Origin of the sequence: Flammeovirga sp. MY04 (assembly GCF_001682195.2) — a bacterium.
In the GTDB taxonomy this organism is placed as follows: Bacteria; Bacteroidota; Bacteroidia; order Cytophagales; family Flammeovirgaceae; genus Flammeovirga; species Flammeovirga yaeyamensis.
The window spans coordinates 981,131-1,007,430 of the sequence record NZ_CP003561.2; the positions used below are offsets into that span (position 1 = coordinate 981,131).

General features: G+C 30.6%; 28 protein-coding genes. 8 read left to right on the top strand and 20 right to left on the bottom strand.

What is annotated here, in order from left to right:
* Position 1: 1 nt before the first annotated feature.
* The 7 genes from MY04_RS23810 to MY04_RS23840 are packed head-to-tail and all read right to left on the bottom strand — an operon-like array spanning position 2 to position 6,708.
* Positions 2-1,195: a glycosyltransferase family 2 protein gene (locus MY04_RS23810; RefSeq protein WP_066215037.1), complete on the bottom strand. Its 1,194-nt coding sequence runs from the start codon at positions 1,193-1,195 to the stop codon at positions 2-4.
* A 35-nt stretch (positions 1,196-1,230) separates the two neighbouring features.
* Entirely contained in the window at positions 1,231-2,163 is a 933-nt protein-coding gene (locus MY04_RS23815; protein WP_066215040.1) for a glycosyltransferase family 2 protein, read from the bottom strand.
* 1 nt (position 2,164) lies between these two features.
* Positions 2,165-2,725: an acyltransferase gene (locus MY04_RS23820; protein ID WP_236941126.1), complete on the bottom strand. Its 561-nt coding sequence runs from the start codon at positions 2,723-2,725 to the stop codon at positions 2,165-2,167.
* Between the two features lie 19 nt (positions 2,726-2,744).
* Positions 2,745-3,947, bottom strand: a complete 1,203-nt coding sequence (locus MY04_RS23825) for a glycosyltransferase (protein WP_066215044.1) — start codon at positions 3,945-3,947, stop codon at positions 2,745-2,747.
* Positions 3,944-4,843: a glycosyltransferase gene (locus MY04_RS23830; protein ID WP_066215046.1), complete on the bottom strand. Its 900-nt coding sequence runs from the start codon at positions 4,841-4,843 to the stop codon at positions 3,944-3,946. Before MY04_RS23830 ends, MY04_RS23825 begins: the two co-directional genes overlap by 4 nt.
* A complete protein-coding gene (locus MY04_RS23835) occupies positions 4,843-5,631 on the bottom strand; it encodes a class I SAM-dependent methyltransferase (RefSeq protein ID WP_066215048.1) in 789 nt (262 codons plus the stop codon). The genes MY04_RS23830 and MY04_RS23835 overlap by 1 nt, the downstream gene beginning before the upstream one ends.
* Positions 5,632-5,637: 6 nt before the next feature.
* A complete protein-coding gene (locus MY04_RS23840; RefSeq protein ID WP_066215051.1) occupies positions 5,638-6,708 on the bottom strand; it encodes a glycosyltransferase family 4 protein in 1,071 nt (356 codons plus the stop codon).
* Between the two features lie 227 nt (positions 6,709-6,935).
* Between MY04_RS23840 and MY04_RS23845 the strand changes: the two genes are divergently transcribed.
* The 6 genes from MY04_RS23845 to MY04_RS28285 all read left to right on the top strand — a co-directional run bounded on the left by MY04_RS23845 (position 6,936) and on the right by MY04_RS28285 (position 14,851).
* A complete protein-coding gene (locus MY04_RS23845) occupies positions 6,936-7,589 on the top strand; it encodes a TolC family protein (protein ID WP_066215053.1) in 654 nt (217 codons plus the stop codon).
* Between the two features lie 106 nt (positions 7,590-7,695).
* Positions 7,696-9,762: a GumC family protein gene (locus MY04_RS23850; protein ID WP_158297884.1), complete on the top strand. Its 2,067-nt coding sequence runs from the start codon at positions 7,696-7,698 to the stop codon at positions 9,760-9,762.
* A gap of 1 nt (position 9,763) precedes the next feature.
* Entirely contained in the window at positions 9,764-10,978 is a 1,215-nt protein-coding gene (locus tag MY04_RS23855) for a glycosyltransferase (RefSeq protein WP_066215059.1), read from the top strand.
* Positions 10,971-12,494 carry an O-antigen ligase family protein gene (locus MY04_RS23860; protein ID WP_066215061.1) on the top strand — a complete coding sequence of 508 codons (1,524 nt, stop codon included), beginning with the start codon at positions 10,971-10,973 and terminating at the stop codon, positions 12,492-12,494. The genes MY04_RS23855 and MY04_RS23860 overlap by 8 nt, the downstream gene beginning before the upstream one ends.
* On the top strand, positions 12,469-13,575 hold the full coding sequence (locus MY04_RS23865; RefSeq protein ID WP_084006107.1) for a glycosyltransferase family 4 protein: 1,107 nt from the start codon (positions 12,469-12,471) through the stop codon (positions 13,573-13,575). The genes MY04_RS23860 and MY04_RS23865 overlap by 26 nt, the downstream gene beginning before the upstream one ends.
* 130 nt (positions 13,576-13,705) lie before the next feature.
* Positions 13,706-14,851 carry a sugar transferase gene (locus MY04_RS28285; RefSeq protein WP_066215063.1) on the top strand — a complete coding sequence of 382 codons (1,146 nt, stop codon included), beginning with the start codon at positions 13,706-13,708 and terminating at the stop codon, positions 14,849-14,851.
* A 35-nt stretch (positions 14,852-14,886) separates the two neighbouring features.
* On the opposite strand, the gene rlmF is transcribed toward MY04_RS28285, so the two are convergent.
* The 5 genes from rlmF to MY04_RS23895 form a co-directional block, all read right to left on the bottom strand.
* Positions 14,887-15,756 (bottom strand): 23S rRNA (adenine(1618)-N(6))-methyltransferase RlmF, encoded by an 870-nt coding sequence (rlmF, locus tag MY04_RS23875; protein WP_066215065.1) that lies wholly within the window; start codon positions 15,754-15,756, stop codon positions 14,887-14,889.
* A 72-nt stretch (positions 15,757-15,828) separates the two neighbouring features.
* On the bottom strand, positions 15,829-16,272 hold the full coding sequence (locus tag MY04_RS23880) for a hypothetical protein (protein WP_158297885.1): 444 nt from the start codon (positions 16,270-16,272) through the stop codon (positions 15,829-15,831).
* A gap of 98 nt (positions 16,273-16,370) precedes the next feature.
* Complete coding sequence (locus MY04_RS23885) at positions 16,371-16,805, bottom strand: DoxX family protein (RefSeq protein ID WP_066215069.1); 435 nt, start codon at positions 16,803-16,805, stop codon at positions 16,371-16,373.
* Positions 16,806-16,910: 105 nt separating this feature from the next.
* Positions 16,911-17,426: a DUF4870 domain-containing protein gene (locus MY04_RS23890; protein WP_066215070.1), complete on the bottom strand. Its 516-nt coding sequence runs from the start codon at positions 17,424-17,426 to the stop codon at positions 16,911-16,913.
* A 104-nt stretch (positions 17,427-17,530) separates the two neighbouring features.
* Positions 17,531-18,019 (bottom strand): hypothetical protein, encoded by a 489-nt coding sequence (locus MY04_RS23895; RefSeq protein ID WP_066215072.1) that lies wholly within the window; start codon positions 18,017-18,019, stop codon positions 17,531-17,533.
* Between the two features lie 208 nt (positions 18,020-18,227).
* On the opposite strand from MY04_RS23895, the gene MY04_RS23900 reads away from it, so the two are divergent.
* Positions 18,228-18,650 carry a GtrA family protein gene (locus tag MY04_RS23900; protein ID WP_158297886.1) on the top strand — a complete coding sequence of 141 codons (423 nt, stop codon included), beginning with the start codon at positions 18,228-18,230 and terminating at the stop codon, positions 18,648-18,650.
* Here the strand turns inward: MY04_RS23900 and MY04_RS23905 are convergent.
* Together MY04_RS23905 and MY04_RS23910 are read right to left on the bottom strand one after the other, a co-directional pair.
* Positions 18,647-19,402 (bottom strand): hypothetical protein, encoded by a 756-nt coding sequence (locus MY04_RS23905; protein WP_066215076.1) that lies wholly within the window; start codon positions 19,400-19,402, stop codon positions 18,647-18,649. The genes MY04_RS23900 and MY04_RS23905 overlap by 4 nt on opposite strands.
* 46 nt (positions 19,403-19,448) lie before the next feature.
* Positions 19,449-19,835 carry a response regulator gene (locus MY04_RS23910; protein WP_066215078.1) on the bottom strand — a complete coding sequence of 129 codons (387 nt, stop codon included), beginning with the start codon at positions 19,833-19,835 and terminating at the stop codon, positions 19,449-19,451.
* Between the two features lie 332 nt (positions 19,836-20,167).
* On the opposite strand from MY04_RS23910, the gene MY04_RS23915 reads away from it, so the two are divergent.
* Positions 20,168-22,600, top strand: a complete 2,433-nt coding sequence (locus MY04_RS23915; RefSeq protein ID WP_158297887.1) for a M1 family metallopeptidase — start codon at positions 20,168-20,170, stop codon at positions 22,598-22,600.
* Positions 22,601-22,660: 60 nt separating this feature from the next.
* Here the strand turns inward: MY04_RS23915 and MY04_RS23920 are convergent, their stop codons facing one another.
* From MY04_RS23920 to MY04_RS23945, 6 genes are all read right to left on the bottom strand, one after another.
* Positions 22,661-23,548, bottom strand: coding sequence for a hypothetical protein (locus MY04_RS23920; protein WP_066215082.1), 888 nt, complete (start codon positions 23,546-23,548; stop codon positions 22,661-22,663).
* A gap of 186 nt (positions 23,549-23,734) precedes the next feature.
* Positions 23,735-24,232, bottom strand: a complete 498-nt coding sequence (locus tag MY04_RS23925; protein WP_066215084.1) for an SRPBCC family protein — start codon at positions 24,230-24,232, stop codon at positions 23,735-23,737.
* A 1-nt stretch (position 24,233) separates the two neighbouring features.
* Positions 24,234-24,395: a Lacal_2735 family protein gene (locus tag MY04_RS23930; protein ID WP_158297888.1), complete on the bottom strand. Its 162-nt coding sequence runs from the start codon at positions 24,393-24,395 to the stop codon at positions 24,234-24,236.
* A 4-nt stretch (positions 24,396-24,399) separates the two neighbouring features.
* Entirely contained in the window at positions 24,400-25,095 is a 696-nt protein-coding gene (locus tag MY04_RS23935) for an SDR family NAD(P)-dependent oxidoreductase (RefSeq protein WP_066215087.1), read from the bottom strand.
* 91 nt (positions 25,096-25,186) lie between these two features.
* A complete protein-coding gene (locus MY04_RS23940; protein WP_066215089.1) occupies positions 25,187-25,492 on the bottom strand; it encodes a thiamine-binding protein in 306 nt (101 codons plus the stop codon).
* Positions 25,493-25,519: 27 nt separating this feature from the next.
* On the bottom strand, positions 25,520-25,966 hold the full coding sequence (locus MY04_RS23945) for a hypothetical protein (RefSeq protein WP_066215091.1): 447 nt from the start codon (positions 25,964-25,966) through the stop codon (positions 25,520-25,522).
* Between the last annotated feature and the right edge of the window lie 334 nt (positions 25,967-26,300).

The following is a 26,300-nucleotide window of genomic DNA, read 5'->3' on the forward strand; positions in this document are numbered from 1 at the left end:
ATTATTTTCTAATGGCTTTCTCCCAAACAGAAGATTGGTTCCCTAATAAAAATCTCCAGAAACCTAAAATGGCACAATAGTTCATCATAGCATAGTAGTAAGGAAGCATCATCAATTTTGATGGTGTCCAATATTTCTTTACTAAATGCACTGTAACTGCAATAGAGTACATCAAAGTCTGACCTGCAAAAAGGATAGCATACAAGAAATGATCTGTAAGTGAAAGGTACAATGAAATGATATATATAACAGGTAATGCAAATGGCACAAAAAGCCACCTTAATACTCTATGGGAAACATATTGAAATGTTACCCACCCATATTTGAAGATGTTTAATAAAGGTAATAATGTAAATATGATTTGAAAACCTCCTGCTGAGATTCTAATTTTTCTTTTCATTTCTTCTCGAACACTTGCAGAAGAGTCTTCTGATGCATAAGCTTTTGGTTCGTAGGCTACTCTAAAACCTTTCATTAAAATCTTCATTGAAATAAAGAAATCATCAAGAATCATTTTATGTGGAATCTGAGGATATAATTCTGTACGAAAAGCTATTAATTCGCCCGCTCCACCCATTACAGAAGTTAATTCTGAATCTAATTTTTTTAGAAATGATTCATATTTCCAATAAGCTCCTTCTCCTGATGATGCGAGATCTCCTTCCTCTTGTTTCACTCTCTTTTCTCCACAAACACAACCCACTTTAGGATCAAGGAATTGCCTAACAATTTCCTTTATAGATTGATCATTTAAAATTGTATTTGCATCAGTGCATATTGTTATGGGAGTATTAATTTCATTAATTACTCTATTGATAGCAGCTGATTTACCTGCTCTTATATTATTATGAAACAGGGTAATATTATGTCCCTTTCTCTTATATAATTCTACCACTTCTGGAGTATTATCCGTACTCCCATCAGCAACAATAACAATGTCCATTAGCTCCTTTGGATAATCTAATTGAAGGGAATTCTCAATTTTCATCGGAAGGATACTTGCTTCATTATAACATGGAATTACTAATGATACTCTAGACGTTAATAAGGTTTTTTCATCAAATTCCCTTTTACCTTTTATCAATCTTTTGATTTGGACGATAATGTAAAGAACAATTGGGTAGCCAATAATAGAATAAATGATGATAAAGAGACTTATCCAAAATACATATTTTAATACAATTAGGTCAATCATTTTAGTAGTTCTGGGTTGAAATAAGAATAATAAATTTATCTAAACATTAACCCCTTATTAGGTTGTAATTTTTTTGGATTAATGATATAATGTAGTGCGTCGTAATAACCGGTTAAAAGTGGTTTTATTAAAGTGTATTTATTAGGTTCGATGATTAAATTAAACAAACGCTTAGGAAGAGAAAAAAGAAAACAAAAAACAAAGAATATGAAAAATGAAACAACATTTGATGATTTCCTCATGAAAATAATCCTGTTTCTAGCAATAAAATATTCTTTTAATGGACTGTCCTTTCCTACACTCATCGATTCTTTATGAAGAATTTCAGCTTCCCCAACAAACAACGATTTTAATTTATGTTTGTGAAACGAGGAGGTCCAATCGAGCTCTTCATAATATAAAAAGAACTCTAAAGGCATTTTTCCAACTTTTTCTAAATGTTCTCGGGTGGTCATCATGGCAGCACCATGTATGTACCCTGTTTCATAAATATCATCATATTGATGATGGTCTTCCTCTAAATTACCAATAGTTGCATTTCTTCCAGTGTAAGGATTTACTAAGGTATATCCAGCATACTGTATAATATTTTTTTGATCATAATATTTAATTTTTGGGCTGACAATGCCTATTTTTTGATCTTTTAAAGCAATCACTAATGGGTCAATACTACTATTAGATAGTTCTGTATCGTTATTTACAAGATACAAAAATTCTCCCTTAGCATGATCAATTCCGAGGTTATTCCCCGCTGAAAATCCAATATTATCTTTATTGTGTATAACGATAACATCATTCATAACTTCAATGTAAGGAGACTTATCACATTTTTCACTTCCTAATTCGACAACAATGACTTCCAAGTCATCTCTATTTAATGAAGCAATAGAACGTAGCATATCTAAAGTGATCTCTAGATTGAAAAAATTTATAGTTATGATTGATATAATGCCTTTTTGTATTTCCATATTAAATCTTTTCCCATTCTTCTGTTTCAAAATTATATCTCTTCACAAGTTTGGCTGGATTCCCAATAGCTATATGATAATCAGGTACTGATTTAGTGACTACAGAGCCTCCTCCTATGACGCAATGTTTGCCAATAGTAATACCTCCTACTAAGGTACAATTTGCACCAATCCAACTATTTGCTTTTATAGTGATAGGATGAGTGGTGACTCCTTGTTCAACAATTGGTTTTGTAACATCAGTATATGTATGATTTAGACCTGACATCACTATATTTTGGGCTAAAATCACATTATCTTCTATTGTTACTGGACCAATTACTGTATCTCCTATTCCGATTACACAGTTATTTCCAATTTTAACAGATCCAACAGCATTGTTGATGATTGCAAAAGATTCAATAATAGTTTTTTTGCCCACTTGAAATTCATTAAATGGGAAAACATCCCTTCTACTAGATCTTCTAATAACTGATGAAGAAGCAACATTATGGACAAAAGGATTCCAAAAAAGTTTTACCCATAACCTCGGTCTATAGTTACGAACTATACAGGAATGCATTAATTTTTTTAATGCTGGGTTATTTTTTATCGTTTGCTTTATTTTTTGCATCATCTTCAATAATAGATATGAAATCTTTCGCTCTGTGTGTCCAATCGTTGGATAAAGCAAATTGTCTTCTTTGATCAATTTCTTCTTCTGTAGCAGAACATTGGTTAATTCCTTCATAGAAATCGTCTTCATTTTCAAAGGAAATTGTCATTCCTTTAAATGTTGATAAATCAGTAAAATTGGTAGTTAAGACAGGTTTCCCAAGACTTAAGTATTCATTTATCTTTAGAGGATAGATACAACGTGTTAACTCATTTATGACAAATGGTATCATACATATATCTGCATAATAAAGATAATGAGGAACTTCAGTAGCTAACTTTGGACCCAAGAAATGAACATTAGGCTCTTCTCTTAATTCTTTACCTGCAAATTCTCTTTCGTTGATAGGACCAATAAAAATAAACTGCAGATTTCTATCTTTTTGAGCAATTTTCTTTAATAACGGATAATTAATTCTTAGGCCTAAATTACCTACGTAAACGACCTTCTTTCCATTAATCTTTAAATATTCTTTTGGAACGGTATAATGATCTAATTGAAACTGAGAAAAATCAGCACCATTATGTACCACTTCTGTACTTGGGTTCAATTTCATTAAATTAAGTTTCAATTGATCTGATGTTGTAATAATTCTGTCGGCTTTTTTACTTACATCATTTTCAGCCTTTACTCCATGTTTTGCTATATATCTTTCTCCAGACATTAAATCAACACAGTGATAGATATTTAATAATGGAGGTTTCTTCTTTAAATTTAAATAGTATACGGGGTTAAATGAATTAATATAATAGTAGTCATTCACATCATAATAAGAAAGGACTTTGAAAAGCGTGTCTTTAATTATTTTATGATTAATTTTTTTAAGTAGTTCATAGATTTTCCCATTAGGCAAGAAATTAATGGGCAAAACTATTTTTGGAGTAATATTAATAAAATTGGGTAATTCACTATAAGGATTTATTACTCGTAATCCATTTTGAAATGAAGCATTTCTGAATTTCACTTCGGAATCAAAAGTTTTAGAATAGATATCTTTATAAGTAAAAGGATGATCGATATAAAATACTAATCGATCTTTAGACCACTCTTTGGCCAAAGCAAGTGATGTTGCACCGTATTTTTCATCGAAACGAGTCAACCCTTGCATGACGATTGGAAAATTTTTCATGGCGACATACTTTTCTTATAATGATCATTCATTTTTAAAAATGATGGAAGCAAAGTCACTAAATTCAACCACCAGGAGAATACCAAAGAGATACCCTGAATACATACTTTTGGTCGTTTAAAAAAGCCAAGAACATGTTTTAAAAAGTGTACTTGATGATAGAGAAATACTTCTACATAAATTGTTCTCCACGGAGATGGATTTCTATTTTTCTTGTACAAAGCTTTATTTTTGTAATAAAGGGGGAACTCACTTTCAAGAATTCTCATCCTCCCTTTTAGTTTTGATAATTTCTCTTTTCGAGGTGGATGATAGATTTTCATCTCCTTTAGGAATAAAGTAGTACCTCGTTCTTTTAACCTCCATGCAAAGTCAGCGTCTTCATTATGGGCAAAAGGAAATGATTCATCAAAACCATTTAATTCTTGAAATATATCTTTTCTAAATGCAGCATTACAAGTTGGTAATGCAGGGTTGCCACTTAGATTTTCTATCTGATGAGTTAAAGGTGTAACATTTTTTTTATCAGTGTAGGTTAAACCTTCTAATCCTAACACATCCCCCCTTCTATCAAATGTAGACGAAATAGTAGTTAACCAATCTGGATCAGCCACACAATCATCATCTGTAAAAGCTAAGTATTTCCCCTTTGCCAATTCAGCTCCGGAGTTTCTTGCTTTTGCAGGTCCTGCCTGTTGTACCTCTATGATGGTCCAACGATCAAGGTGTTCGTATTTTTCTCTTAGAATTTGCACAGTGTTATCTACACATCCATCGCAAACAATAATCACCTCATATTTAGAATTATCGAAATCTTGATGCAAAATAGATTCAGTTAGCTCAACTACAAGATCCTGTCTATTATGAGTGGGTATAATCACACTAATCTCTATCATCAGGATACTTTTTGAGTATTTAAACCAATTGTTTTATCAAGTTTTCTTAATCGACTTCCAGTTAATATTTTAGAAAACATTGATCTACTTAATGCGAAAAATGCAGCAAAGAAAGAGGATAATTCTTCTTTTAACGATCGCTGAGGAAATAATTTCAACATTTGTTCCTGTGATAATGCACCGTCAAAAAACGAATTTTGATATTCATCTTCAGGATTCATCACTATTGGTAAAGAATCTTCCCACTCATACCTCACAGTCAAAATATCTGGATAAGTGGCCATTAATAATTTAAACGCAATACTTTCTCTTGATAAGTAATAAAGAAAAAAATCGCCAAAGTCTAAATGTTGCCCTATAGGGCCTACATCATCTTTTTTCTTTCCAACTATAGTATCTTCAATATCAAGAAATACCCATTCGTGTGAGCCTTTGGGAACAAGGTATTCTCCCATTAAAGAGGGCATTTCTAAATATCCTCTTTTAGCCACTCGTGTCATTTCTTTAATAAATTTGACAGGATCGTCCACATGTTCTAGAACATGACAACAAATTACATAATCAAATTCGTTGTCTTCAAAAGGTAGATTCTCTCCATCCGCAAGTAGAAATTTCTGACCTTTTCTCACTACAATATCACCGGCTCTGTGTCCATTATTATTGTTGTCGTATTTATCTACAATTAGGTTTGCTCTTGGATGAGGATTGTGTCCCCCTCCTATTTCAAGCACCGACCAATTTGGGTCAATATTCAAACTGAAACGGTCTTTAGGTACTCTTAATTTCATAATATATTATGATTGATAATGGTTTAACAATTCGTTTACGGTATTCTCCCAAGTAAATTTCTTCGCTTGTTCGATCCCTCGTTTTTCTAGGTCTTCTTTTAGTGTTTTACTTTTATATATTTTGATAACATTTTGGGCCATTAATTCTGGGTTTGGATCAGAAAATAAAGCGGCATCTCCTAAAACTTCTGGTAAAGAGGCACAGTTACTCGAGACAACTGCAGTTCCACAGGCCATCGCTTCTAAAGGAGGAAACCCAAATCCTTCGTACAGTGATGGAAATAGAAAGCAATCGGCATCTGCTAAAAATGATCTCTTTTCACCATCTGGAATAAAACCAGAAAACTTCACACTTTTAATATTATACTTTTCAACCAAAGCAGGAAGCGTTGTTAAATCTGCTTTTCCACTTCCTATTTCCATTATAAAGGGAACATTTTCATTTTCAAGAATCCTTGCTACTTCTATTAATGCTGTAGCATTTTTGTGTGCAACTCCTAAACCACCTATATATCTGATGGTAAATATTTTATTTTCTTTGTTGTTTTTATTGGGGTATAAATCATTGTGATTAATACCATTATAAACCACTTTAACTTTTTTCTCAGGGACACCTGTGTGTTTGATGATATCTTTTTTCGAGAAATGTGAAACAGTAAATATGATATCTGATTTCTCGATACTTTGTTTCAATTGGAAACGATAGTATTTGTCTTGAAACCAATTTAAATGAGCACATGCTATGGGTATTACATCATGTATAGTGACAAAGTTCCTATGCCCTTTTGCTTTATTGGAATAGATCAAAGCAGTAAAAGCATCGATGTTATCCGCATGGAATACATCGCTTTTTGTTCCTAAATGGTCTAAGTGTTTTTTCAGATAAAATGGAGCAACATAATTTCTTAGGTTTCTTAGTGATCTATGTGGAAAGGCTAATGTATATTCATTAGGGTTTCCTTTTCTATGTAATTGTACCTTGATGTCCTTAGAAAGTAGTTTTTGGGCGATTAATTCTGAGTATTGACCAATCCCACATCCTCTTTCTACACACGACAACCACTCAATGGATTTCATAGCATTAAAAAAAAGTTCAATTAAAATTTAGGGAAGAATTTTGTATATCACCTTATTTAAACCCAATAATTAAATAAGTTATTCGAATAGTGAAAATAGTTCCATTACAGTAGAAAATATGTGTTTTGTACTATTTAAACAATATTATATCACTATTAAAATTAAATATATAAAGAGTCTGTATAAGCGACATTTATTAGTATTTTTATATAAACCGTTGCTCGTTTATGATCAAAACATTCGCTATATCAATTGTTTTGTTGAGTATAACCCATATTTTTTGTCAAGCTCAGAATAGACCTATTTATCAAGACACTCAAATCGACTCTCTGACTTATATAGGGCTTGAAAACAACTACTTATTGAAAGCAAAAGAAATGGAAGTGGGGATTGCGAAACAAAATTTAGCTTCTGCTAGGAAAAGTTGGATGTCTACATTCAGTTTTCAAGTAAGTACGTTCCGATATTCAAATACAGGTACTGTCACACAAGTGGCTGCTTTTAATGATTTAGGAGTCGGGCTTTCTATTGATTTGTTTACAATCACCTCACTTAATAATAGAATTCGAAAAGCAGAATTGGAAGTGGTAAAAAATGAAATGCAATATCAGAATCAGCTTAAAATTGTAAAGAGAGAGTATATCCAAATTTACTCAGCCTATTTAAAAGCCACCGAACAATTAAAAATTTTCACTGAACAAGAAATAAGTCAAAAAGAGCTATTACAAATCGTGAAGGATAAATTATTAAGAGGGGAAGCTAAAATAGAAGAATACCTACTTATAGAGCAACGTCTTCACGAAACAAGAGTGGCAAAAATTGAGGCCGAAGTTAGTGCAGCTTTAGCACAACATGAAATAGAACTACTTATTAGCGAGTAATACCTGAACATTGCAAAATCTCATCTACATATTAAAAACAACAGTAAAGAACATACATCTTTGGATGGGTATTCCAGTAATTGTGTGTGTCATTCTGTTTAATACAATGAGTGATTTCAAAATGTACGAATCAAAAGCTAAACTTCAATTTGAATTAAATACAGACGGAAGCCTATCGTTAACATCAAAGTCTCTACAATTATTTGAAATAGGTTTAATGTTTACAGACCTTTTAGAAATCGCTCGAATCAAAAGAGTGATGGAAAACCTTCAATTAAATATTTTAATACATTCATTTCAAACAGATAAACTATATAAAATCAATTTAATAAATGATTTATATACAAAAGAAGAACTGATTTCAAGAGCTGAATATTTATTAGAAAATTTCCAGACTTTAAACATGCAAAGACCCATTGATGTGGTCATCAATAATACAATGATTAAAAATAATCTTGGTGTTGAAGATTTAAGTAAACGGTTTTCTATTAGTAGAATCGGAAGTAGTAAATACATAAATGTTTCTGTAGAAGATAAAGATCCTTATGCAGCTAAATTTATTATTGATATTTTAACTAAAGCATGGATTAAAGAATATAGATATGAAGTAAAGCAACGCTATAAAGATAAATCAGAAAGCATTGCTGCTTCATGTGATCGAGCTCATGATGAGTTATTGATGTTGTACGATTCATTAAGAGACTTTCAAAGAGATCAGAATGTAATTGATATTGAGGCAACTAAGAAATTTATTATTGATAGAAGTGCAGAACTAAAAAAGGAAATATCTAAAGGGAAGAAGGAATTAGCCTCTGATAAATCGAGTATTGATTTTTTAGGAAATACACTTGAAAATAAAAAAGACTTCGGTTTCAAATCAGAATCTGATGAAATACACTTGAGTATTATGCAACTAAAAGATTCTTTAAGAAAGCTACAACAAGAAAGAGAATACAATGCATATAACTTAGAAAAGCTGCCTTCTGATTATTTAGACAGAATCGACGCGAAAATTAGTCGCATAGAAATTAGAATTAATGCACAATTGTCAAAGTCTATTAGCAGTACCACTTATGATCCTAGTTTGACAAAACAATCTATTGTCAATAAATATATTCAAGATCAGATAAACTATGTAAAACTAGAAGCATCTGTAAAAACGCTTGAAAATGAATTATATGAATTGAATAATAGATCAAGAAATAACATAGAAATCATTGCAAACATTGTCAAACTTGAAGGCCAAATTGAAACAAAAGAAAAGTATTATCTCAACCTTTTAGAGAAAAAACATTTTGCTGAACTGTTAGAGAAAGAATCAGGAAATAACTTATTTGTTGTAGAAAATGCCAATTTCCCTATCAAGCCCAAAAGCTCAAAGAGAGGATTGATTATCGTAGGTGCTTCTATGGGTAGTATGATTTTAATACTTGTCATTGTGGTTTTAAGAATCATATTTGATGCTAAACATCATTTACCATTTCAAATTGAGAAGGAATCTAAAATTCCGATTATCGCTTCCATTTATTTATTACCTCATCTTGATTATTTGAGAAGGTTTAAACCAAAATTTGTCAGTAAACTACAAGTTTGGCGACAAGAATATAAAAGAAAACAAGTTCACACTCAAAACATAGATTCAAGAAAATATTTAAGGAGATTAATTCTTGATCTAGATGATAACGGAAAAAATATTATTTCGTTTGTAGGTGCTAGATCTAATCACGTAACACTACATACATTACTTGAGCTTCAGAAAATGTTTGATAGGACAAATCTCAAATCACTAATCATATATAATGATTGGTTTACTCCTTTACCAAAAACAAGTAATGATTTTAAAAGGTTGGAATTCGAAAATAGAGATCAGTTTACAGAAAGTGGAATCTTAGATTTATCACAAGAAGAAGTATCTCCTTACGATTTATTATTACCTGATGATTGGTTTAAGCTGTTAGTCAAACTCAGGAAGCAATACAATTATATTATGATTATTACTCCCCCGACACATAAGTCGACAATATGGCATGAGTGGTTAAACTTAACCTCTGATGTTTTTTACGTTTATGAGTTACACGAAACATTTGATGAAGAAGATGCTAAAAATCAAGACTATTTGATAGAACAGCATTGCAATATTTTTGGTGGACTTTTAACCTCTACAGTAAAATAAGATGAGTTTATTATTTCATTATACATACTTAATACTTGGTAGCTTTATCCTTTTCTATTGTGTTTACTTAATGTTTACACTCATCATAGGCTCTTTATATAAAAGAAAAGCAAAGCCACAGAATATCTCATTGGATGATCGATGGATTATTTATATCCCTGCATATAAAGCCAATAATACATTAATTGATGCTTTAGATGCTATAGAAAAATATCCTCCTAAAGTTCCCTATATGACTGTTGTTTTATTTCAGCATTGTGATCAAAAAATCATGAATGCAGCGTATGAAAGGAAAATTTTTGCTTTGGAAAAGACTTTTGATTCAAATTTAGGGAATACATACATTCAGGCGTTAAAATTTACATGTGATGAAATTGTTGAAGAAAAAGTGATTGCAGAATTTAAAGCAAATCACGTGATATTGTTAGATAAGGATAATGTAGTTTCCCCTACTTTTTTTGATGAAATCGAATTATTCAGAAAAGAAGGTTTTAACTACATTCAAGGGAAAAGATCTGCATTAAATAGTCAAAATGCCGTGGCTAGTTATGATCTCATATCAGAAAATCTAAACAATGTATCTTTAAGAAACTATAAATCAGCAATGGGATGGAATCCGGAACTTACTGGAAGTGCATTTATCGTTCAAATAGATTGGTTTATAAAAGGAATAAAAAAATTAAGTCTCAAAAACCCAGGAATGGACAAAAACTTATTTCTTGAATGGCTTTTGGATAAAGAAAAATTAAAAGGGATTTATGCTTCAGACGCCATTGTCTACGAAGAGAAAACAGATGATATAGAAGTTTTACAACAACAACGATCAAGATGGTTTGCAGAGCAATACATGACCGCTTTTGCTTTTTTACCAAGGTTGCTGAAAAAAATATTCTTCGGTTTGAGCATTGAGGCCTTAGATTATACCATCTCAATTCTTCGACCACCTAGAAGTATCTTGATGTTGTTGACTCCCTTACTCTTTATTGTTGAAGTCATATTCTTCAATCAATATCAATTATTTACGTATGCATTTGGTTGTTTAATTCTTGGAGCAACTTTCTTCTTATCATTGAATGGTTTACTACCCGCATTTTTTCAATTAATGGGGAGATTCCCAATGCTAATATGGAGTAACTGTAAGAGTTTGTTTAGCATTTTCCAAGGTAAAGCAAAAGGCAATTTTATTCATACAGAAAGGAAAAATTTAGATGAGTAAAGGAACATTAATAGGAATATTCAGTGTAATCATCGCATTACTTATATCATTAGGTATTTCTCACCTAGCCAATAATGTGAATTGGGGTTTAGGTGTGGCGATTGCTGTAATGAGTATTGCTATACCTTTCCTATTATCATTGTTCTTTTATGCTAGAATGAGTATCTATTTCTATATCTTCCTAAGCATATTTATTGGTATACCTCTTAAAATGAATATTCCTGCTCCTATAGGTTTAGGGTTTGATTTTGCGATAATGTTTACCATTCTGGGACATCTTTATAAATGTGGAGAAATGAAAGACTATGCTTCTACATTTAAAGTACCTATGATGTACCCAATCGCAGGATGGATCTGTTGGAACATTATACAGGTAGCTAATCCAAGTGCTGCATCTAGAGTGGCTTGGTTCTTTGTAATGAGGCCTTACGTTTTATATCCTTTATTGTACTTCATTGTCTATTACTATTTTAAGACTATTGATGATCTGAAATCATTAATATTTTTTATGTTTGGCTGTTGTTACTTTAGTGGCTTGTGGGGAGTAATTCAAAACATTAATGGCTATTTCCCTTTCGAAATGGCATGGGTGTTTGCTAACGATGCCAAGCACCTTGTATATATTTCAGGACGATGGAGAGTTTTTGGTACATTGGCTTCTCCAGCTCATTTTGGTATGTTGATGGCCATAATTATTGTGATGGGAGTTTTCCTTCTTCCTTTATATAATATGAGGAAAAAGATCTTTATTATTATAGGTACCATTATCTGTTTACCTGCCTTAGTATGGTCAGGAACACGTTCTGGTATTGCATTAGTTGTCGTAATTGTTGCAATTGTTGTAGCACTTTGGGGGAATACGAAAGTTTATATGGCTGGAGCTGTTTTCGCTGTATTTTTTATTATTCTAATCAATACTCCAACAGATAATTATCATATTCAAAGAATACAATCCACCTTCGCAGGGTCGAAAGATACATCATACAAAGAAAGAGAAGAAAATAGACATGCCATGTATCCTTGGATTTTTGCCCATCCTTTAGGTGGTGGTTTAGGAAGTACAGGTGTTTGGGGAGTTCGATTTTCCCCAGGAACAATGTTGGCTAACTTTGCTCCCGATTCCGGTCATCTAAGAGTTATGGTAGAAGCCGGTTGGCTTGGCCTTATTGTTTATTCTACCATATTTATATCATTTATCTATTATTTCCTCACCCAGACCCAATTTTGGCGGCTTGATAATACAGAATTAAAAGTTCTATTACTATCTCTTTATGCTACATTGGCATCAATTATAGTAGTAGAACAAGCACAAGACGTTAACGGTATTTTACCCTTTAATATACTGATGTGGATATGGATTGCCATGTTGATGCGCACAATAGAACACATCCAAAAGTATTTTAAAGACAAAAATGAGCGATTACAAAACGAAGAGAACGAACGTCTGAGAATAATTGATGAAAAACGAAAAATAAAACTTGCCCGATATAATGAAAAATTCAATGCAAATTCCTAGTGATATCACCTTAGCTTGTTGCCAACATTTTAATTCAGGTATAGGAAGGTATAGTTATATGTTAGGAGAATCTTTAAGGGAATTAAAAAGCAATGTTAAACTCTATAAAGTATATAAACCTAACCATACAGATGTAGATTATCATAAACATAAATGGATTAAAAAAATCCCATATCGATCCTTTAAAGGATTACACTCCTATATTTTACCCTATTTTATACATCAAAAAATTAAGAGCACACCCAAAGATCAAATAATACATGGGCATTGGTTTTTATCTGGATTAGCGGCATCGTATACTCCAAATCCTGTTGTAGTTACCATGCATGATGTTTCATTGTTACATATAACAGAAGCAGATAAATGGTTTACGGGGTATTACAAATGGGCTATCAATCGATTTAAAGAAAGAAGAATTCCCATTATTGTTGTTTCTAATAATGCCAAGATGGATACAATTAAATATGCGAATTACCCTGAAGAATTAATTTATGTGAGTAAAGGTTTTCTAAATTTCAATCAGTTCTTTTATGATGATACGGTAATAAAGGACAAAGATAAATTTACGATAATATATACAGGAGGCCTCGGGGGACGAAAAAATGTTGGTTTACTTTTACATGCAATGAAAGTAATTGAAAAAAAATACCCTCATGTCTTTTTAAAAATTGCAGGTGCACATCCGGAATACACTAATTATCCAGCAATTGCGAAAGAATTAGGGTTACAAAATATTGAATTCAGTGGGTTTATTCCCGATGAAAAATTAAATCAATTTTATAATGAAGCAGATTTATTTGTTTTCACCTCTTTATATGAGGGATTTGGATATACACCTTTAGAAGCTATGGCTACGAAACTTCCTGTAATTAGTACGAAAGGAGGATCATTAACAGAAATTGTAGGTAAAGGAGGAACATTAGTAGAGTATAATGTTATGGATATGATAGAAAAAATTACCCATTACATAGAGAATGAAAAAGAAAGAAAACAACAAGCAGAATTGGGTTATGAGTGGGTAAAACAGTACACAAGAAAGAATTCATTGGAAGAAACGATAAAAGCATATAATTTTTACTAACTCCACTGAATGTAAATAATTGTTATCACTCGGAACTTGAGTGAAAAAATATTAAAATATTCTGAACTGAATCCTTTCATGATCTGTTATCTAAGCGAAACATCATGATTCAAACCCAATATCAATCGGTATGACCAAAAGAATATTACTATTAGATGATGATAAGTTCATGCAGAATTTTGTCAGTACTCTTCTATCTACAAGTTATGAAGTAAATTGTTACAGTACTATTGCTGACGCTTATGATCAATTAGAAAAAAACAACTATCATTTAGTTATAACAGATTTGAATTTAACTAATGAAAGTGGTGAAAACTTTATAAAGCAAATTAAAAAGCAACCAAAATTTGCTCACCTTCCTATAATCACTTTATCAGGAGAAGACTCTTCTGATAAAAAGTTTGAGATTTTGGAACTTGGAGTTGACGATTATGTGGTTAAACCTTTCTTACCAAAAGAATTATTACTTAGAGTAAAAAATATTCTTCGTAAATACGATAAATGGATAAGTAAGGATGATACCAAAATAGTTGATATACCCAAAAAGAAATTAGATATAAAAAAAAACTTCTATCTTATTTCCAAAAGGTCAATTGATATAATAGGGTCATTTGTCCTTCTTACTTTATTATCACCCTTATTTTTAATTGTAGCTATAGCCATTAGATTAGAATCAAAAGGACCCATTTTTTATATTTCAAGACGGATTGGAAAAAACTACAATGAAATACCATTCTTGAAATTTAGATCTATGAAGGTAAATGCAGACCACTTAGTGAAAGATTTACAAGAAGTAAATACTTATGGTGATGAGGAAGAAGTTGCTCCAGAAAATATACCTCAAGGAGAATTGTTACATGGAGATAACGGCTTTAAAATTTGCGAGAATCAACACAAATATGATAATAGTACATCCACTTTCTTTAAATTACAAAACGATCCAAGAGTAACAAAAGTAGGTGCAATTATTCGTAAGACATCTATTGATGAATTACCTCAGTTAATCAATGTATTGTTAGGTCATATGTCTTTAGTTGGTAATCGTCCGTTACCAATTTACGAAGCAGAGCAGCTTACAAAAGACTATTCAGTTGGTAGGTTCGCTGGAGCTGCTGGTATTACTGGAGTATGGCAAGTAGCAAAGTCTAAAGAACCATTTATGTCTGAAGAAAGAAGAATAAAATTAGATGTTCAATATGCACAGAATAAAAGTATATTCAAGGATATCTCATTAATATATAAAACACCATTAGCAATGGTACAAAAAGAAGAATAAACACAAAAGCAGGTCATATGACCTGCTTTTTTATATTACTTTAGAAGGAAAGACCATGCTATAAATCGACTCTTCTTCTGACCTTGGTTCATATCTACAATTCGTATATTGGCTTTTAGTTTCCGAATAGTTTTATTTAATTCAGATACATGAGCCTGTTGTGATACTAAAGTCGTAAACCAAACTACTTGATCTTTATAATTAACACTCTCCTTCATCATGTTTTTTATAAACTGTAGTTCTCCCCCCTTTACCCACAATTCATTCTTTAGTCCACCAAAGTTTCTATCCTTCAAATTTTCTTGGTTGAGATTTTTATTTTTTCGAGTAGTAGCAGACTCAGCTTCTTCTTTGCTCTTATAGAAAGGAGGATTACACATTGTAAATGCAATTCGGTCTCGTTCTCCAATGATATTATCAAATATTTTGGTGGGGTTATTTTGTTTCTTAAGATGAATCTTACTGATAGGTATCTTGTTATCTTTCAATAATTTCACCCCGTTTTCTAATGCTCTTTCATCAATTTCTGAAGCCAAGAACTTCCATTTAAATTGACTCACTCCCAATAAAGGGTATATCATATTGGCTCCGGTACCAACATCTAATCCTTTGATATCTTTTGGAGTGAGTTTAGTTGTTTCATTTAATAGATCATTTATTCCTAATAAATAGTCTAACCTACCTGGTACAGGTGGACAGAGATATCCTTCAGGAATATCCCAATGATTAATTTTATAATGTGCTTTTAAAAGGGCTCTATTTAATAATTTGACAGCTATTGGATCATGAAAATTAATACTTTGTTTTCCTCCTTTGGTAATGACGATATGAGACGTTATTTCGGGTATAGCATTTTGTAAAAGTTCAAATTGATAACCGGTCTTATGTATATTTTTAGGATGCATATTTTTTAAATTTATGCGAATATAAAAAAAGCATTGATCTCTCAATGCTTTTCTTTTAAATATCTATTGATACTATTTTTTTTCATCAGTAATTACTGAGAAAGTTCTATCATATTCTGGGAAATATTTCCTTGTCCTAACATCTACAATATTTTTAGTATCATTATATACAACAACATGCAATGTAAATTCATCATTTACATTGTAATACACATTAGTTAATTGTCTTGTTCTTTTAACTGCTTTTAAAGTTAAAGATCTAACACCATCTTTAAAATACATTACAATATTATTGTTCTGTGGATTATAAATGTAATCCATAGCACCTTCTTCTTCGATTTTTAAATATGTATTTAGTTCCTGATGAATTTCAGATTGATTCGTAAGTTCTTTTCCAATATTGTTATTTTTTGTCACTGAATCTTCCGATTTTAGATGAGCATTATTTCTTTCATTTGCGTTAACTAAACCCATAGTTAATAGCAATATAACGAGGAATGTGAATGTTTTTTTCATTTTACTATAGATTAGCTTAATATCAATTACATATTATCTTACGTTATTTTAACACGTATTGTCTGTAAATTCATCATTTCGTTAATACTTATTAAGATTTATTCTGAATATTTCTTAAAATAGTATTGATCAAATGATTTAAATCCTCCACCCTTATAGATTAAAAATAAGCTTCCCATAAACATACAAAGATCTGTTCTAGATCCATGCATCATTGCCCAAAAGCCAAATTCATCGAAAACAGATACTTTTGTTGTAAAGAAAGCAGCAGTAATTAATAATAAAATAGTAACTGATGAAATACGTGTAAATAGCCCAAAAAGTAAAAGTAATCCAAAGAAAATTTCTATACTTCCAATAAAGTAACCAAAAAGGTCAGGAAAAGGGAATCCTAATTCTTCAAATCTTCCTGTGCCTCTTTCATTAGGGAATAAAAATTTCTGAATGCCTTCAGAAGTAAAAACAATACCGACCATTAAACGTATCAATCCTGTACCGTAATCATCTGAGGTTTTTAAAAGATGGTTCTTCATGTTAATAAATTCAGGTAAGTAAATTTAAAAAACACTTGAGCAAAATAATAATATACACATTTGATAATTAGATATATACAAAAGAATCTTATTACAATGAGATAATTATTTATAGATACTCAAAAATTTAAAACTAGAATAACCAAGGTTAAAAATAAGTAATACTGTTAATGAGAACCACAACGATAAAGGTTCATACACATTTACACCATATTTAAAATTATAAATGATAAGTAGTATAAAAATAAAGGATGTTATTACAGACCATATTAGTTGAAAATTCACAAACTTATTCCCTTCTGAACGAACTTTAGAAGATAAGTTTAAATGAACAGACATAAAATATGACGGTCCTATTATATTCCCAAATGGAATAATGAACATACTTAATACAGATAGATAGATCTTTGAGAGTTGCTTTCTATCTAATTCCTCACTTGTAATCAGTTCCTCTTTGTTGACATCCAATACAGTTGATATTTTTAATAAGTCGTTTTCAGTTGGTATAATGACATTATTTTCTATCATTTGAATGTGCCAAAGGGGTAATGTAGATCGTTGTGATAAAGATTTTTGGGTAAGACCTTTAGAAAATCTTATGCTTCGAATATAATTATTCATCTGACTTAGATAAATATGAGTTAGTTATTTTTTTGTATGGCAATATAAATTTATTATTTATTTCTGTAAATAACCTAGTAATTCAAGCTTTTTCTTAAAAAAAATTAATCCGTGGTATAATTGCTTTTTCTTTCTTCTCTAACTTTTTCGAATTCATGCAGTATTTGCATGATCAGGTAACGAACAATCACCATCATTAATAAACCAATAATATAACTTGAATATGTATTATATAATTCATAGTCTTCTTTAGAAATCATCTCCTTTCCATCTCTCCTACCAGTTAATCCCCAAAGGTTGTTTACACTTTTAAATTTATAGTTAGTACTTATCAAATCGGCGGCGAAAATACCTGCATACCAACCTGTTCCTGTAGCAATTATTTCTTCTATAATAAAAACTCTCCAACTCTTTTTTGACAAATTGATTTTGGCAATATTTTTAAATACATTGATGAAACAAGTCCTTATATCTTGTAGAAAATGTTTTAAATAGGTTTTATTCTCTTTATTGAATACATGAGTTATCAATAGTTGTTTAATAAATTGATAATAAACAGCACACTGATTTAAAATTTTAGTAGACGTTTTCATAATTATAGTCTTTATCAAAAAGTGATATACTCTATTCAAATTATGTTCCTATTTCATCAAAATATCTTAATTCTATAAATTATGTTATTCCTTTTCTTTTAAATTATTATATCGCTTAAAAAAAGTATATTTGTGATTCATTTATATAATTATGCGCAACTTACTAATAAGTATTATAGACTTTTTTTATAAGCCATTTCAATCTATAATGCCTTTAAAAACTTTTAGATATGCAGCTTGTGGCGGGGGAAATTTAGTCTTAGATATCTGTCTATATTATCTAGTTTTTCATGTTGTACTACATCAAGAAAATTTAGATTTGATACTATTTACGTTAAGTTCCCACATTGCGGCTTTATTTATAGTTTATCCTATCACACTAACAACGGGGTTTTTATTACAGAAATACATCACTTTCCAAGAATCAGATTTAAAAGGAAAGGTTCAATTTTTTAGATATATACAGGTCAGTTTCGGTGCTATATTTATTAATTATATTCTGATGAAAATATTTGTGGATTTACTAGGTTTTTATCCTACTCCTTCTAAAATTCTCACCGTAATTGTTTCAATTATCTATAGTTATATCTCCCAAAGTAGGTATTCTTTTAAAGTATCAGATAAAGATTAATTTGGTACTGCTAGCTTCTTTTGTAAATTTTCCCATTCATTTATAGAAGTATTATCTACAATTTTGAAATGTAAATTTTTATAGGCATACAATACATCAGATAATCTGTTATTTACTTCTTCAGACGTTTTTGATATGTTCTTTTTATCAAAATGATATTGATAAATAATACATTGCTCATTTATAAGAAGACAACTTATTGCTTCATAATTACTTTGGTATATCTCTAAAAATTCTTCGACTGCCTTTTTAATATTATTCTTACGCATCACGGATTGATGATCACTCTCTATATACTTTTCAATTTCAACTTTTAACTCTTCGAAGATTTCTTTTTTCTTCGCAAAGCTTTTTTCTTCTTCTACAAGGTACTTTTCCATTTCTCCTTTTATTTCATCAGAAATAAGTTTCCATTCTTCCATATTGATATGATCTTGAGAATTTCTAAGCACATTCAAATTAGTAAGTCTATATTCTTCTTTGAGCAAGAGTATATTAGTAATGATACTGTCGAATTGCACTTCGGTTGATTTATTTGTGACAAAATACAAATGAAGAAGGTTAGTCTGTTTTTTAGCTTTTTTCTGATATTCTTTTCGATAAGATTTACCTTCAGAAATGATTTCGTTTATGGCTTTTTTTGATTTCTTATTCTCTACCTTTTTATCAATAATTTTTTGATAATTGGGAATAGCAAAATCTGTAGAGGATGAAGATGAAAAAATGAGTGCAAAAAGTAAGGCCCAGATCATATGATTTTTTCTTTTAAAGATATCAAATGATCTAGACTTTTTACTATTAATTTTTATAATCTTTATTGATGAGTAAATCCCTCCGATTTAAAATATTATTTACTCTAAGATCTAATTCCTTGATTAAAAAGGGTTTTGCTATAAAATCTTCTACCCCTAATAGGTAACATTGAATTTTTTGTTCTATCTCACCTGATAAAATAATTACAGGTAATTCATCATCTAATTTTTTTATTTCATTGACAAAATCGATCCCGTTTTCACCTTCTAAATTTAAGTCAGTAATAATTAGGTCATATTTTACTTTATCAATATGTTTTGTTGCTTCATGTATGGTTTCACATAAAGTTAATTTATGCTGAAATTTAAATATTGTATAGACCAATTTTCTCATGAAAGCATTATTCTCCAAAAAAAGGATATTTTTTTTCATATAGTAGTTATCATTGGTTTCAATAAAAACATCCTCTATTTAGTAATGGTTCAAGTGAAAGATTTTTTTAGATTACAATATTGATATTCATACAATTAGTTAGATATAATAAATATTCCTTCATCCAAATCTTATAAATAAAAAACCATAAATATTGAAGATTCTTAAATTAACAAACTTAGTTTTCAGGTATTCATTACTACACAATACACTTCAATTCTTTATATTTATCAATAGAATCAACTCATTATTTTTTATCTAAAAGAATCCTCATGAGGTATGTTTATTTTTTTCTTTCATTATGCATTTTTTCATGTCAAAAGCCTATCGATATGGAGAGCATGATAGTTAATGGTGTATCCAAAGAATTGGCAGAATTTCGTTACCAACAAATTAGTAATTTGAATTATGAACTTCATTTTATTTTGCCATCTGACAAAAGTAAAACTATAGATGCAACGGCTTTAATCACTTTTTCTCTTGAGAACAATGATAATCCAGTAGTATTGGATTTTAAAGTAGAAACACCGATAGTAAAAAACATCATTATCAATAACAAACAAGTTAATATTACGGTAGAAAAGGAACATTTAGTCGTTCCTAAAGAGTATCTTACTGAAGGTGCTAATAAATTATCTTTCCAATTTGTCGCAGGAAATCAGTCGTTAAATAGAAAAGAAAATTACTTATATACATTACTGGTACCTGATAGAGCCAGGACATTATTCCCTTGTTTTGATCAACCTGATTTAAAAGCAACGTATGAATTGAGTTTGGATATTCCAGAAAATTGGAAGGCTATTGCAGGCGAATATGGAAAAACCACCTTGCAGAACAATAGAAAACTGATTCAATTCAAAAAAACTAACAAAATCAGTACTTATCTATTTTCTTTTGTTGCAGGTGAGTTTAAAGAAGAAATTTACAACAAGGATGGATTTGAATTTCATATGCTCCATATGGAAGAGGCAGATAAAATGGCTCAAAACATAGACAAAATATTTGATCTTCATGTGAAGTCTGTTCAATGGATTAGTAATTATACAGGTATCCCACTTCCTTTTAACAAACTTGATTTTGCTTTAATTCCTCCTTTCCAGTATGGAGGAATGGAACATGTGGGGGCAATTCAATATAGAGCATCGTCTTTAATATTAGATGAAAATGCAGATGATTCTCAAAAAATGAGGAGAGCAAAACTTATTGCCCATGAAGTGGCTCATATGTGGTTTGGAAATCTAGTGACAATGAAGTGGTTTGATGATGTTTGGCTCAAGGAAGTCTTTGCTAATTTTATTGCTGCTAAGGCTGTCGCTCCAGAATATCCAAACATCGACCATCAACTGCAGTTTTATTTAGCACATCAAGATCGTGCTTATGTCGTTGATAGAACATCGGGTAGTCATCCTATACAACAGCATCTCGAGAACTTAAACATGGCTGGAACATTGTATGGTGCAATCATTTATTCTAAAGCCCCAGTAGTAATGGCTCAATTAGAATTAAATGTTGGAGAAGACGTCCTTCAAAAAGGATTACAAAATTACCTTAAAAAATATGCCTATTCTAATGCTACCTTTGATGATCTAATTCAAGAAATTTCGATTAGTTCGGGTAAAGACTTAAGTAAATGGGCAGATTCATGGGTTAAAGAGGCAGGTCAACCCAAAATTTTTCACTCAAGATTGAATACTGATTCACTAAAAATATCTTATAACAGCCCCTATAAATCACAAATGATTGAAATCGATCAAAGGGAGATTTTTTTAAATATGAGGGATACCGTTATTGAATTATCAAAAAATAAGTTCCCATTAGATCAATCTGGAAAAGGATATGGATATTTTATAATAGATGAAGAAATTGGTTCTTTTTTAGAGAGCAACATGCAAAACTTCAATCCAACAGAAAGAGGTATAGCTTATGGTAGTATTTTCGAAAACTTTTTGAATAAGAATGTTTACTTTCCAAAGGATTACATTTCTACACTAATCCAATTTTTAAGTACTGAGAAAAATAGTCTACTTCAACAAATGTTGCTAAGTCAATTTAAAGAAGTGTATTGGTTTAATCTTGATGAAGAAATGAGATTAAAACTTTCTGCTCAACATTTAAATCACTTTAAGCAATTGATGAAAATAGCGGATTCTAAGCCTCAGAAAACTTTCTATTTTAAGGTAGTAAGTCAATTTCAGCATAAAAGATCAGAGTTTTCGTTCTTTACTCCATACCTTAAAGGAACATCAAAAGATATTAGCCTAAATGAGAGAGAGAAAGTTCATTTATATCATCATCTAAGATTAGAAGGTTTACATGATGTTCAACTTTACCAAACCATTAAATCAAATCTAAAGTCAGAATATTACAGCGAATTATTTGATTACCTCTTACCTACTACTTCCCAAGATACTATTCACTTACAGAAGTATATTAAAGATTTAGCAAAGGTAGAAAAAAGGGAAAATGAAACGTGGGTAGAATATGGTTTATATTATGTAAACCATCCTTTACAAGCCGAAAAAACATTGGATTTAATTAAGCCAACTATTGAGCTTATCATTGAAATACAAAGGACAGGAGATATCTTTTTCCCTTATAATTATTTAAGAAATAGTATTGGAATGAGAACAGAGAAAGAAGTAAAAGAAACAGTTAATCGATATACTTTTAGCTTTCATACATTTAAGCATGAAATTCCATTAGACGATAAGCTATACGATAAGATTCAACAAAACCTAGACCCTGTAGAGCGAAGGTCTAAATAAAACATAATAACTCATCCCTTTCAATTTAGCTGATAAATATTCAAGGGATGAGTTGTTTTTTTATATTTCTTTACTAGATAATTGTTCTTCATTAAAAACAATTACTTTTGGATTGGTTTCTTTTACATTTTTGCTGACTACATACAAACTGTTGTCACTGGCAAAACAAACCCCTTTTCCATCAAAATTTTCGAAATGATACTCGAATTTAGGTTTTCTATTTTTAATTTCTGATAGATTATCTTTTTCATTTAAATTGAATAAATGAACACCCATTTTGGATAAGAATACTATATTATTGTATTTCTCAGAATAATCAACCGATTCTACTAATTTGAGGTTCACACAGCCAACTCTCTCCAAGGTCCCCTCTTGTTTATCCATTGATATTTTAAATATCTCAGTATTTTTCTGGGAATAAGTGAAAAAGTAGTACTCTTTATTTTTTTGATGAACCATCATAGCACGCACATCTTTCGGCTTATCTGGAAATTGATAGACATTGATACTTGGGGCTACAAAATTATCTAAAACAGAATTTTCCTTAAAAGTGTAGACTTGTATATTGTTCCTTACTTTATTTTGATCACCTATATCTCCGATGTGTATTGTATTTACACCACCTTCCTCGCTATAGGCCAAATCTTCCCATGCCAAAGAAGTACCCCTAACAAACACTTTTTTAAGTTGTTTTCCAGTGGTCACATCATACAAATAAATGTACGGATCGTTTTCAGTATTTTCTTGAACCCATATTTTTCCATAATCAGAAGATCTTACAATTCCTGTAATTTTCTCCAAATTATGAGAAAGGGGTTGTTCACTCACCTTATCGTAATTTACTATCGCGGTTGGAATTTCATTTTTATTCTCAATGGATTTACAACCAAGTTTAAACAGTAATAAGGTTAGTAATAAATAAGGTAGTTTTCTTGTGATAAAGTTCATTAATAACAGTGGTAAGCAGATTGTTTGTTAATCAAATTTATCCAATGTTTGAATAGAAAACACATTCATTTAATTTCGTTTACATTTTTAATTTCAATTAAGAAAAAAGATGCAAAACCAATTAAAAAAAGGCATAAATAACAGCGTTAAAAATGTATTTATGCCTATTTTTTCTTAATTGATAATTTATCCTGCTAACCCATCTACTGATCGGACATCAGGTAATTCTCCCCACTTCTTGTTAATTACTTTTCTTCTGTATTTAAAAATCTCTTCCAATTTGTTTTCAATTACCAAAGCATTAGCAATTGCCCCCAAAGGTCCAAAAGGTGGAGCATACGTCACAATATCTTCCATTAAGACACCGTCATGTATTTCTTTTATAATATGCTGATGATGCCACAGATCATATGGTCCAATACGTTGCTCATCGACAAAATATTGTTTATCTCTAACATGAGTAATCTCAGTCATCCAATCCATTTTAATTCCTAGAAGTGGACTCACCTTGTAAGTAATGATCATCCCTTCATGCATTTTATCAGGTAAATCTCCATTTGTGATATCAAACCCCATGTAATCTGGTGTAATTTCTTTTAGGTTTTTAGGTGATGAAATAAAATCCCAAACCTCGTCTATACTAGCAGCTATGCGCTGATCTTTTTTAAATTGATAAAATGCCATATTATAATTTTTCTATTTCTTTTAGTAATTGATCTGCTTCATACATTTTTAAATCGCTTTCCTTTCTGTTAGTATGCGATAATTTGTGTGCTTCTTCTAACAATTTCTTGTATCTAGCTTCCAATTTTTCTTTGGGAGATTTCTTCTTAAATAGTCCAAACATAATGCTATAGTTTTAGGGTTGATAGACCACCGTCGATATGTAAAATCTGACCGGTCATCCAACTTGATTTTTCTGATAATAAAAACTCCGTAAGGTTTGCTATATCAACAGCTTCACCTACTCTTTGCAATGGATGATTTTTCCCATTTGCTTCCTTTTTAGCTTCATCAGATAATAACTTTGATGCTAACGGTGTATCTGTTAATGATGGAGCAATGGCATTCACTCGTATTTTTGGAGCAAATTCAGCTGCCAAGGATTTAGTTAATCCTTCAATTGCACCTTTAGATATGGCTACTGAGGAATGAAATTTAAAACCTGATTGTACTGCGATTGTGGAATAAAGAACAATCGATGCGTTTCCTTTTCTTAGTGCATTCAGATTTTCTCTTATTACTTTTACTGCTCCAAATACATGTAATTGTAAATCTTTGATATACTCTTCATCAGTAATTCTTTGAAAAGGTTTGAGATTAATAGATCCAGGGCAGTATACTAAACCGTGAATCACATCGGGGAGTTCATTCAAAGATGCATTCTTATCTAATACATCGTAATGATAAAAAATTGTGTTATTAAATTTTGAGGGTGTAGTCGAATTATAAGTAGCAATTAGTTGATGATCTTCTTTTTGGGAAATAATTTCTACTAAAGCTGCTCCAATCCCTGAGCTTCCTCCTATGATCAAAATGTTTTTCATTCTATTATGGTAGGTTGATAAATGAAAAACAAGTGCCGCAAAAAATTGTTTTCAAAAAAAAAAGAGTTCCTTTTGAGAACTCTTTCTATCATTAAACTTTTCCTATTCTTTTTTCAACTGATTCTGTTTTAGATTTTATCAACCCAGACTTGTTTTTATTATAATCCATATTCATCACACAATAAATACGGTCTGATATTGGATCCATAATTTTATAAGCATCATCAACTACTTTTAAAAGTTCTGTAACTGTTTCTGCTTCAATGATTGTACCCATTGGACTAAACTGATAAGTTAAACCAGAATCTTTGATATGTTTTACTACTTTACTCACATATTCACCTATGTGGTCCCCTTTATCAATCGGGAAGATTGCGAAGTTCATTATAGCTCCCATAAATATTATATTTAATGAGCTACAAAATTAACGAACATCTTTGATTTGATCCTCAATATCCTTTGCTAATTCAGTAAACCATACCACAAAAAAGGTATCAATTTCCTGATTTATTACTTCTGATTTTAATTCGTACTCAACACCATCACTTTCACTAAATTTTAAAACTTCATCATGATAATTAATAGTGGTATCAAACTCAATATCGAATTTTTCGATCAAATACTCTTCAAAAGTATCCATTTCTCTAGAAGAAATTGTTTTAGGTATTTTTGAATCTTTATCTACCGGCATGTACATCACACCATAGCATTTGTTATTTGCGTCGGAAACAACAGGCATCACTTGAACATCTAAGTCGTTCATTTTTAGATATTGATCATTTTGTTTTTGAACACCAATTTCAATACCATCAATATTTTGGGAAAAGATAATCGTGGGTAATAATATTAGAATCGTAATAAGGTTGTACATTTTTTATTTAATATATTTGTTAGAAATAAAACAATAAAACGAATCATATGTGCCTAGGTTACAATTGAATTGTTAAAGCATGTTTCTATTTAACTGATATTTAGACAATAAAAAAATCCACGTAAAACATGGATTTTTTAGAATCCTCCTACGACTAGAGGATTATATAACTACTTATTTGACTTAAGTTTTATATCATTTTTGTTGTATTACAAATAAATAAAAGTAAACGTAAAATTGCAATAACCATAAATAGGTATTTTTTACTTTTTTAAAGAAAAGTCATGATTTTTTAATTAAAAGTAAATATAATCGTGATCTTTATTTATTTTCC

Bases quoted from the DNA above. Each gene is read 5' to 3' on its own strand.
- MY04_RS23810 (WP_066215037.1), bottom strand. From the start codon at position 1,195: ATGATTGACCTAATTGTATTAAAATATGTATTTTGGATAAGTCTCTTT.
- MY04_RS23815 (WP_066215040.1), bottom strand. From the start codon at position 2,163: ATGGAAATACAAAAAGGCATTATATCAATCATAACTATAAATTTTTTC.
- MY04_RS23820 (WP_236941126.1), bottom strand. From the start codon at position 2,725: ATGCATTCCTGTATAGTTCGTAACTATAGACCGAGGTTATGGGTAAAA.
- MY04_RS23825 (WP_066215044.1), bottom strand. From the start codon at position 3,947: ATGAAAAATTTTCCAATCGTCATGCAAGGGTTGACTCGTTTCGATGAA.
- MY04_RS23830 (WP_066215046.1), bottom strand. From the start codon at position 4,843: ATGATAGAGATTAGTGTGATTATACCCACTCATAATAGACAGGATCTT.
- MY04_RS23835 (WP_066215048.1), bottom strand. From the start codon at position 5,631: ATGAAATTAAGAGTACCTAAAGACCGTTTCAGTTTGAATATTGACCCA.
- MY04_RS23840 (WP_066215051.1), bottom strand. From the start codon at position 6,708: ATGAAATCCATTGAGTGGTTGTCGTGTGTAGAAAGAGGATGTGGGATT.
- MY04_RS23845 (WP_066215053.1), top strand. From the start codon at position 6,936: ATGATCAAAACATTCGCTATATCAATTGTTTTGTTGAGTATAACCCAT.
- MY04_RS23850 (WP_158297884.1), top strand. From the start codon at position 7,696: ATGAGTGATTTCAAAATGTACGAATCAAAAGCTAAACTTCAATTTGAA.
- MY04_RS23855 (WP_066215059.1), top strand. From the start codon at position 9,764: ATGAGTTTATTATTTCATTATACATACTTAATACTTGGTAGCTTTATC.
- MY04_RS23860 (WP_066215061.1), top strand. From the start codon at position 10,971: ATGAGTAAAGGAACATTAATAGGAATATTCAGTGTAATCATCGCATTA.
- MY04_RS23865 (WP_084006107.1), top strand. From the start codon at position 12,469: ATGAAAAATTCAATGCAAATTCCTAGTGATATCACCTTAGCTTGTTGC.
- MY04_RS28285 (WP_066215063.1), top strand. From the start codon at position 13,706: ATGACCAAAAGAATATTACTATTAGATGATGATAAGTTCATGCAGAAT.
- rlmF (WP_066215065.1), bottom strand. From the start codon at position 15,756: ATGCATCCTAAAAATATACATAAGACCGGTTATCAATTTGAACTTTTA.
- MY04_RS23880 (WP_158297885.1), bottom strand. From the start codon at position 16,272: ATGAAAAAAACATTCACATTCCTCGTTATATTGCTATTAACTATGGGT.
- MY04_RS23885 (WP_066215069.1), bottom strand. From the start codon at position 16,805: ATGAAGAACCATCTTTTAAAAACCTCAGATGATTACGGTACAGGATTG.
- MY04_RS23890 (WP_066215070.1), bottom strand. From the start codon at position 17,426: ATGAATAATTATATTCGAAGCATAAGATTTTCTAAAGGTCTTACCCAA.
- MY04_RS23895 (WP_066215072.1), bottom strand. From the start codon at position 18,019: ATGAAAACGTCTACTAAAATTTTAAATCAGTGTGCTGTTTATTATCAA.
- MY04_RS23900 (WP_158297886.1), top strand. From the start codon at position 18,228: ATGCCTTTAAAAACTTTTAGATATGCAGCTTGTGGCGGGGGAAATTTA.
- MY04_RS23905 (WP_066215076.1), bottom strand. From the start codon at position 19,402: ATGATCTGGGCCTTACTTTTTGCACTCATTTTTTCATCTTCATCCTCT.
- MY04_RS23910 (WP_066215078.1), bottom strand. From the start codon at position 19,835: ATGAAAAAAAATATCCTTTTTTTGGAGAATAATGCTTTCATGAGAAAA.
- MY04_RS23915 (WP_158297887.1), top strand. From the start codon at position 20,168: ATGGAGAGCATGATAGTTAATGGTGTATCCAAAGAATTGGCAGAATTT.
- MY04_RS23920 (WP_066215082.1), bottom strand. From the start codon at position 23,548: ATGAACTTTATCACAAGAAAACTACCTTATTTATTACTAACCTTATTA.
- MY04_RS23925 (WP_066215084.1), bottom strand. From the start codon at position 24,232: ATGGCATTTTATCAATTTAAAAAAGATCAGCGCATAGCTGCTAGTATA.
- MY04_RS23930 (WP_158297888.1), bottom strand. From the start codon at position 24,395: ATGTTTGGACTATTTAAGAAGAAATCTCCCAAAGAAAAATTGGAAGCT.
- MY04_RS23935 (WP_066215087.1), bottom strand. From the start codon at position 25,095: ATGAAAAACATTTTGATCATAGGAGGAAGCTCAGGGATTGGAGCAGCT.
- MY04_RS23940 (WP_066215089.1), bottom strand. From the start codon at position 25,492: ATGGGAGCTATAATGAACTTCGCAATCTTCCCGATTGATAAAGGGGAC.
- MY04_RS23945 (WP_066215091.1), bottom strand. From the start codon at position 25,966: ATGTACAACCTTATTACGATTCTAATATTATTACCCACGATTATCTTT.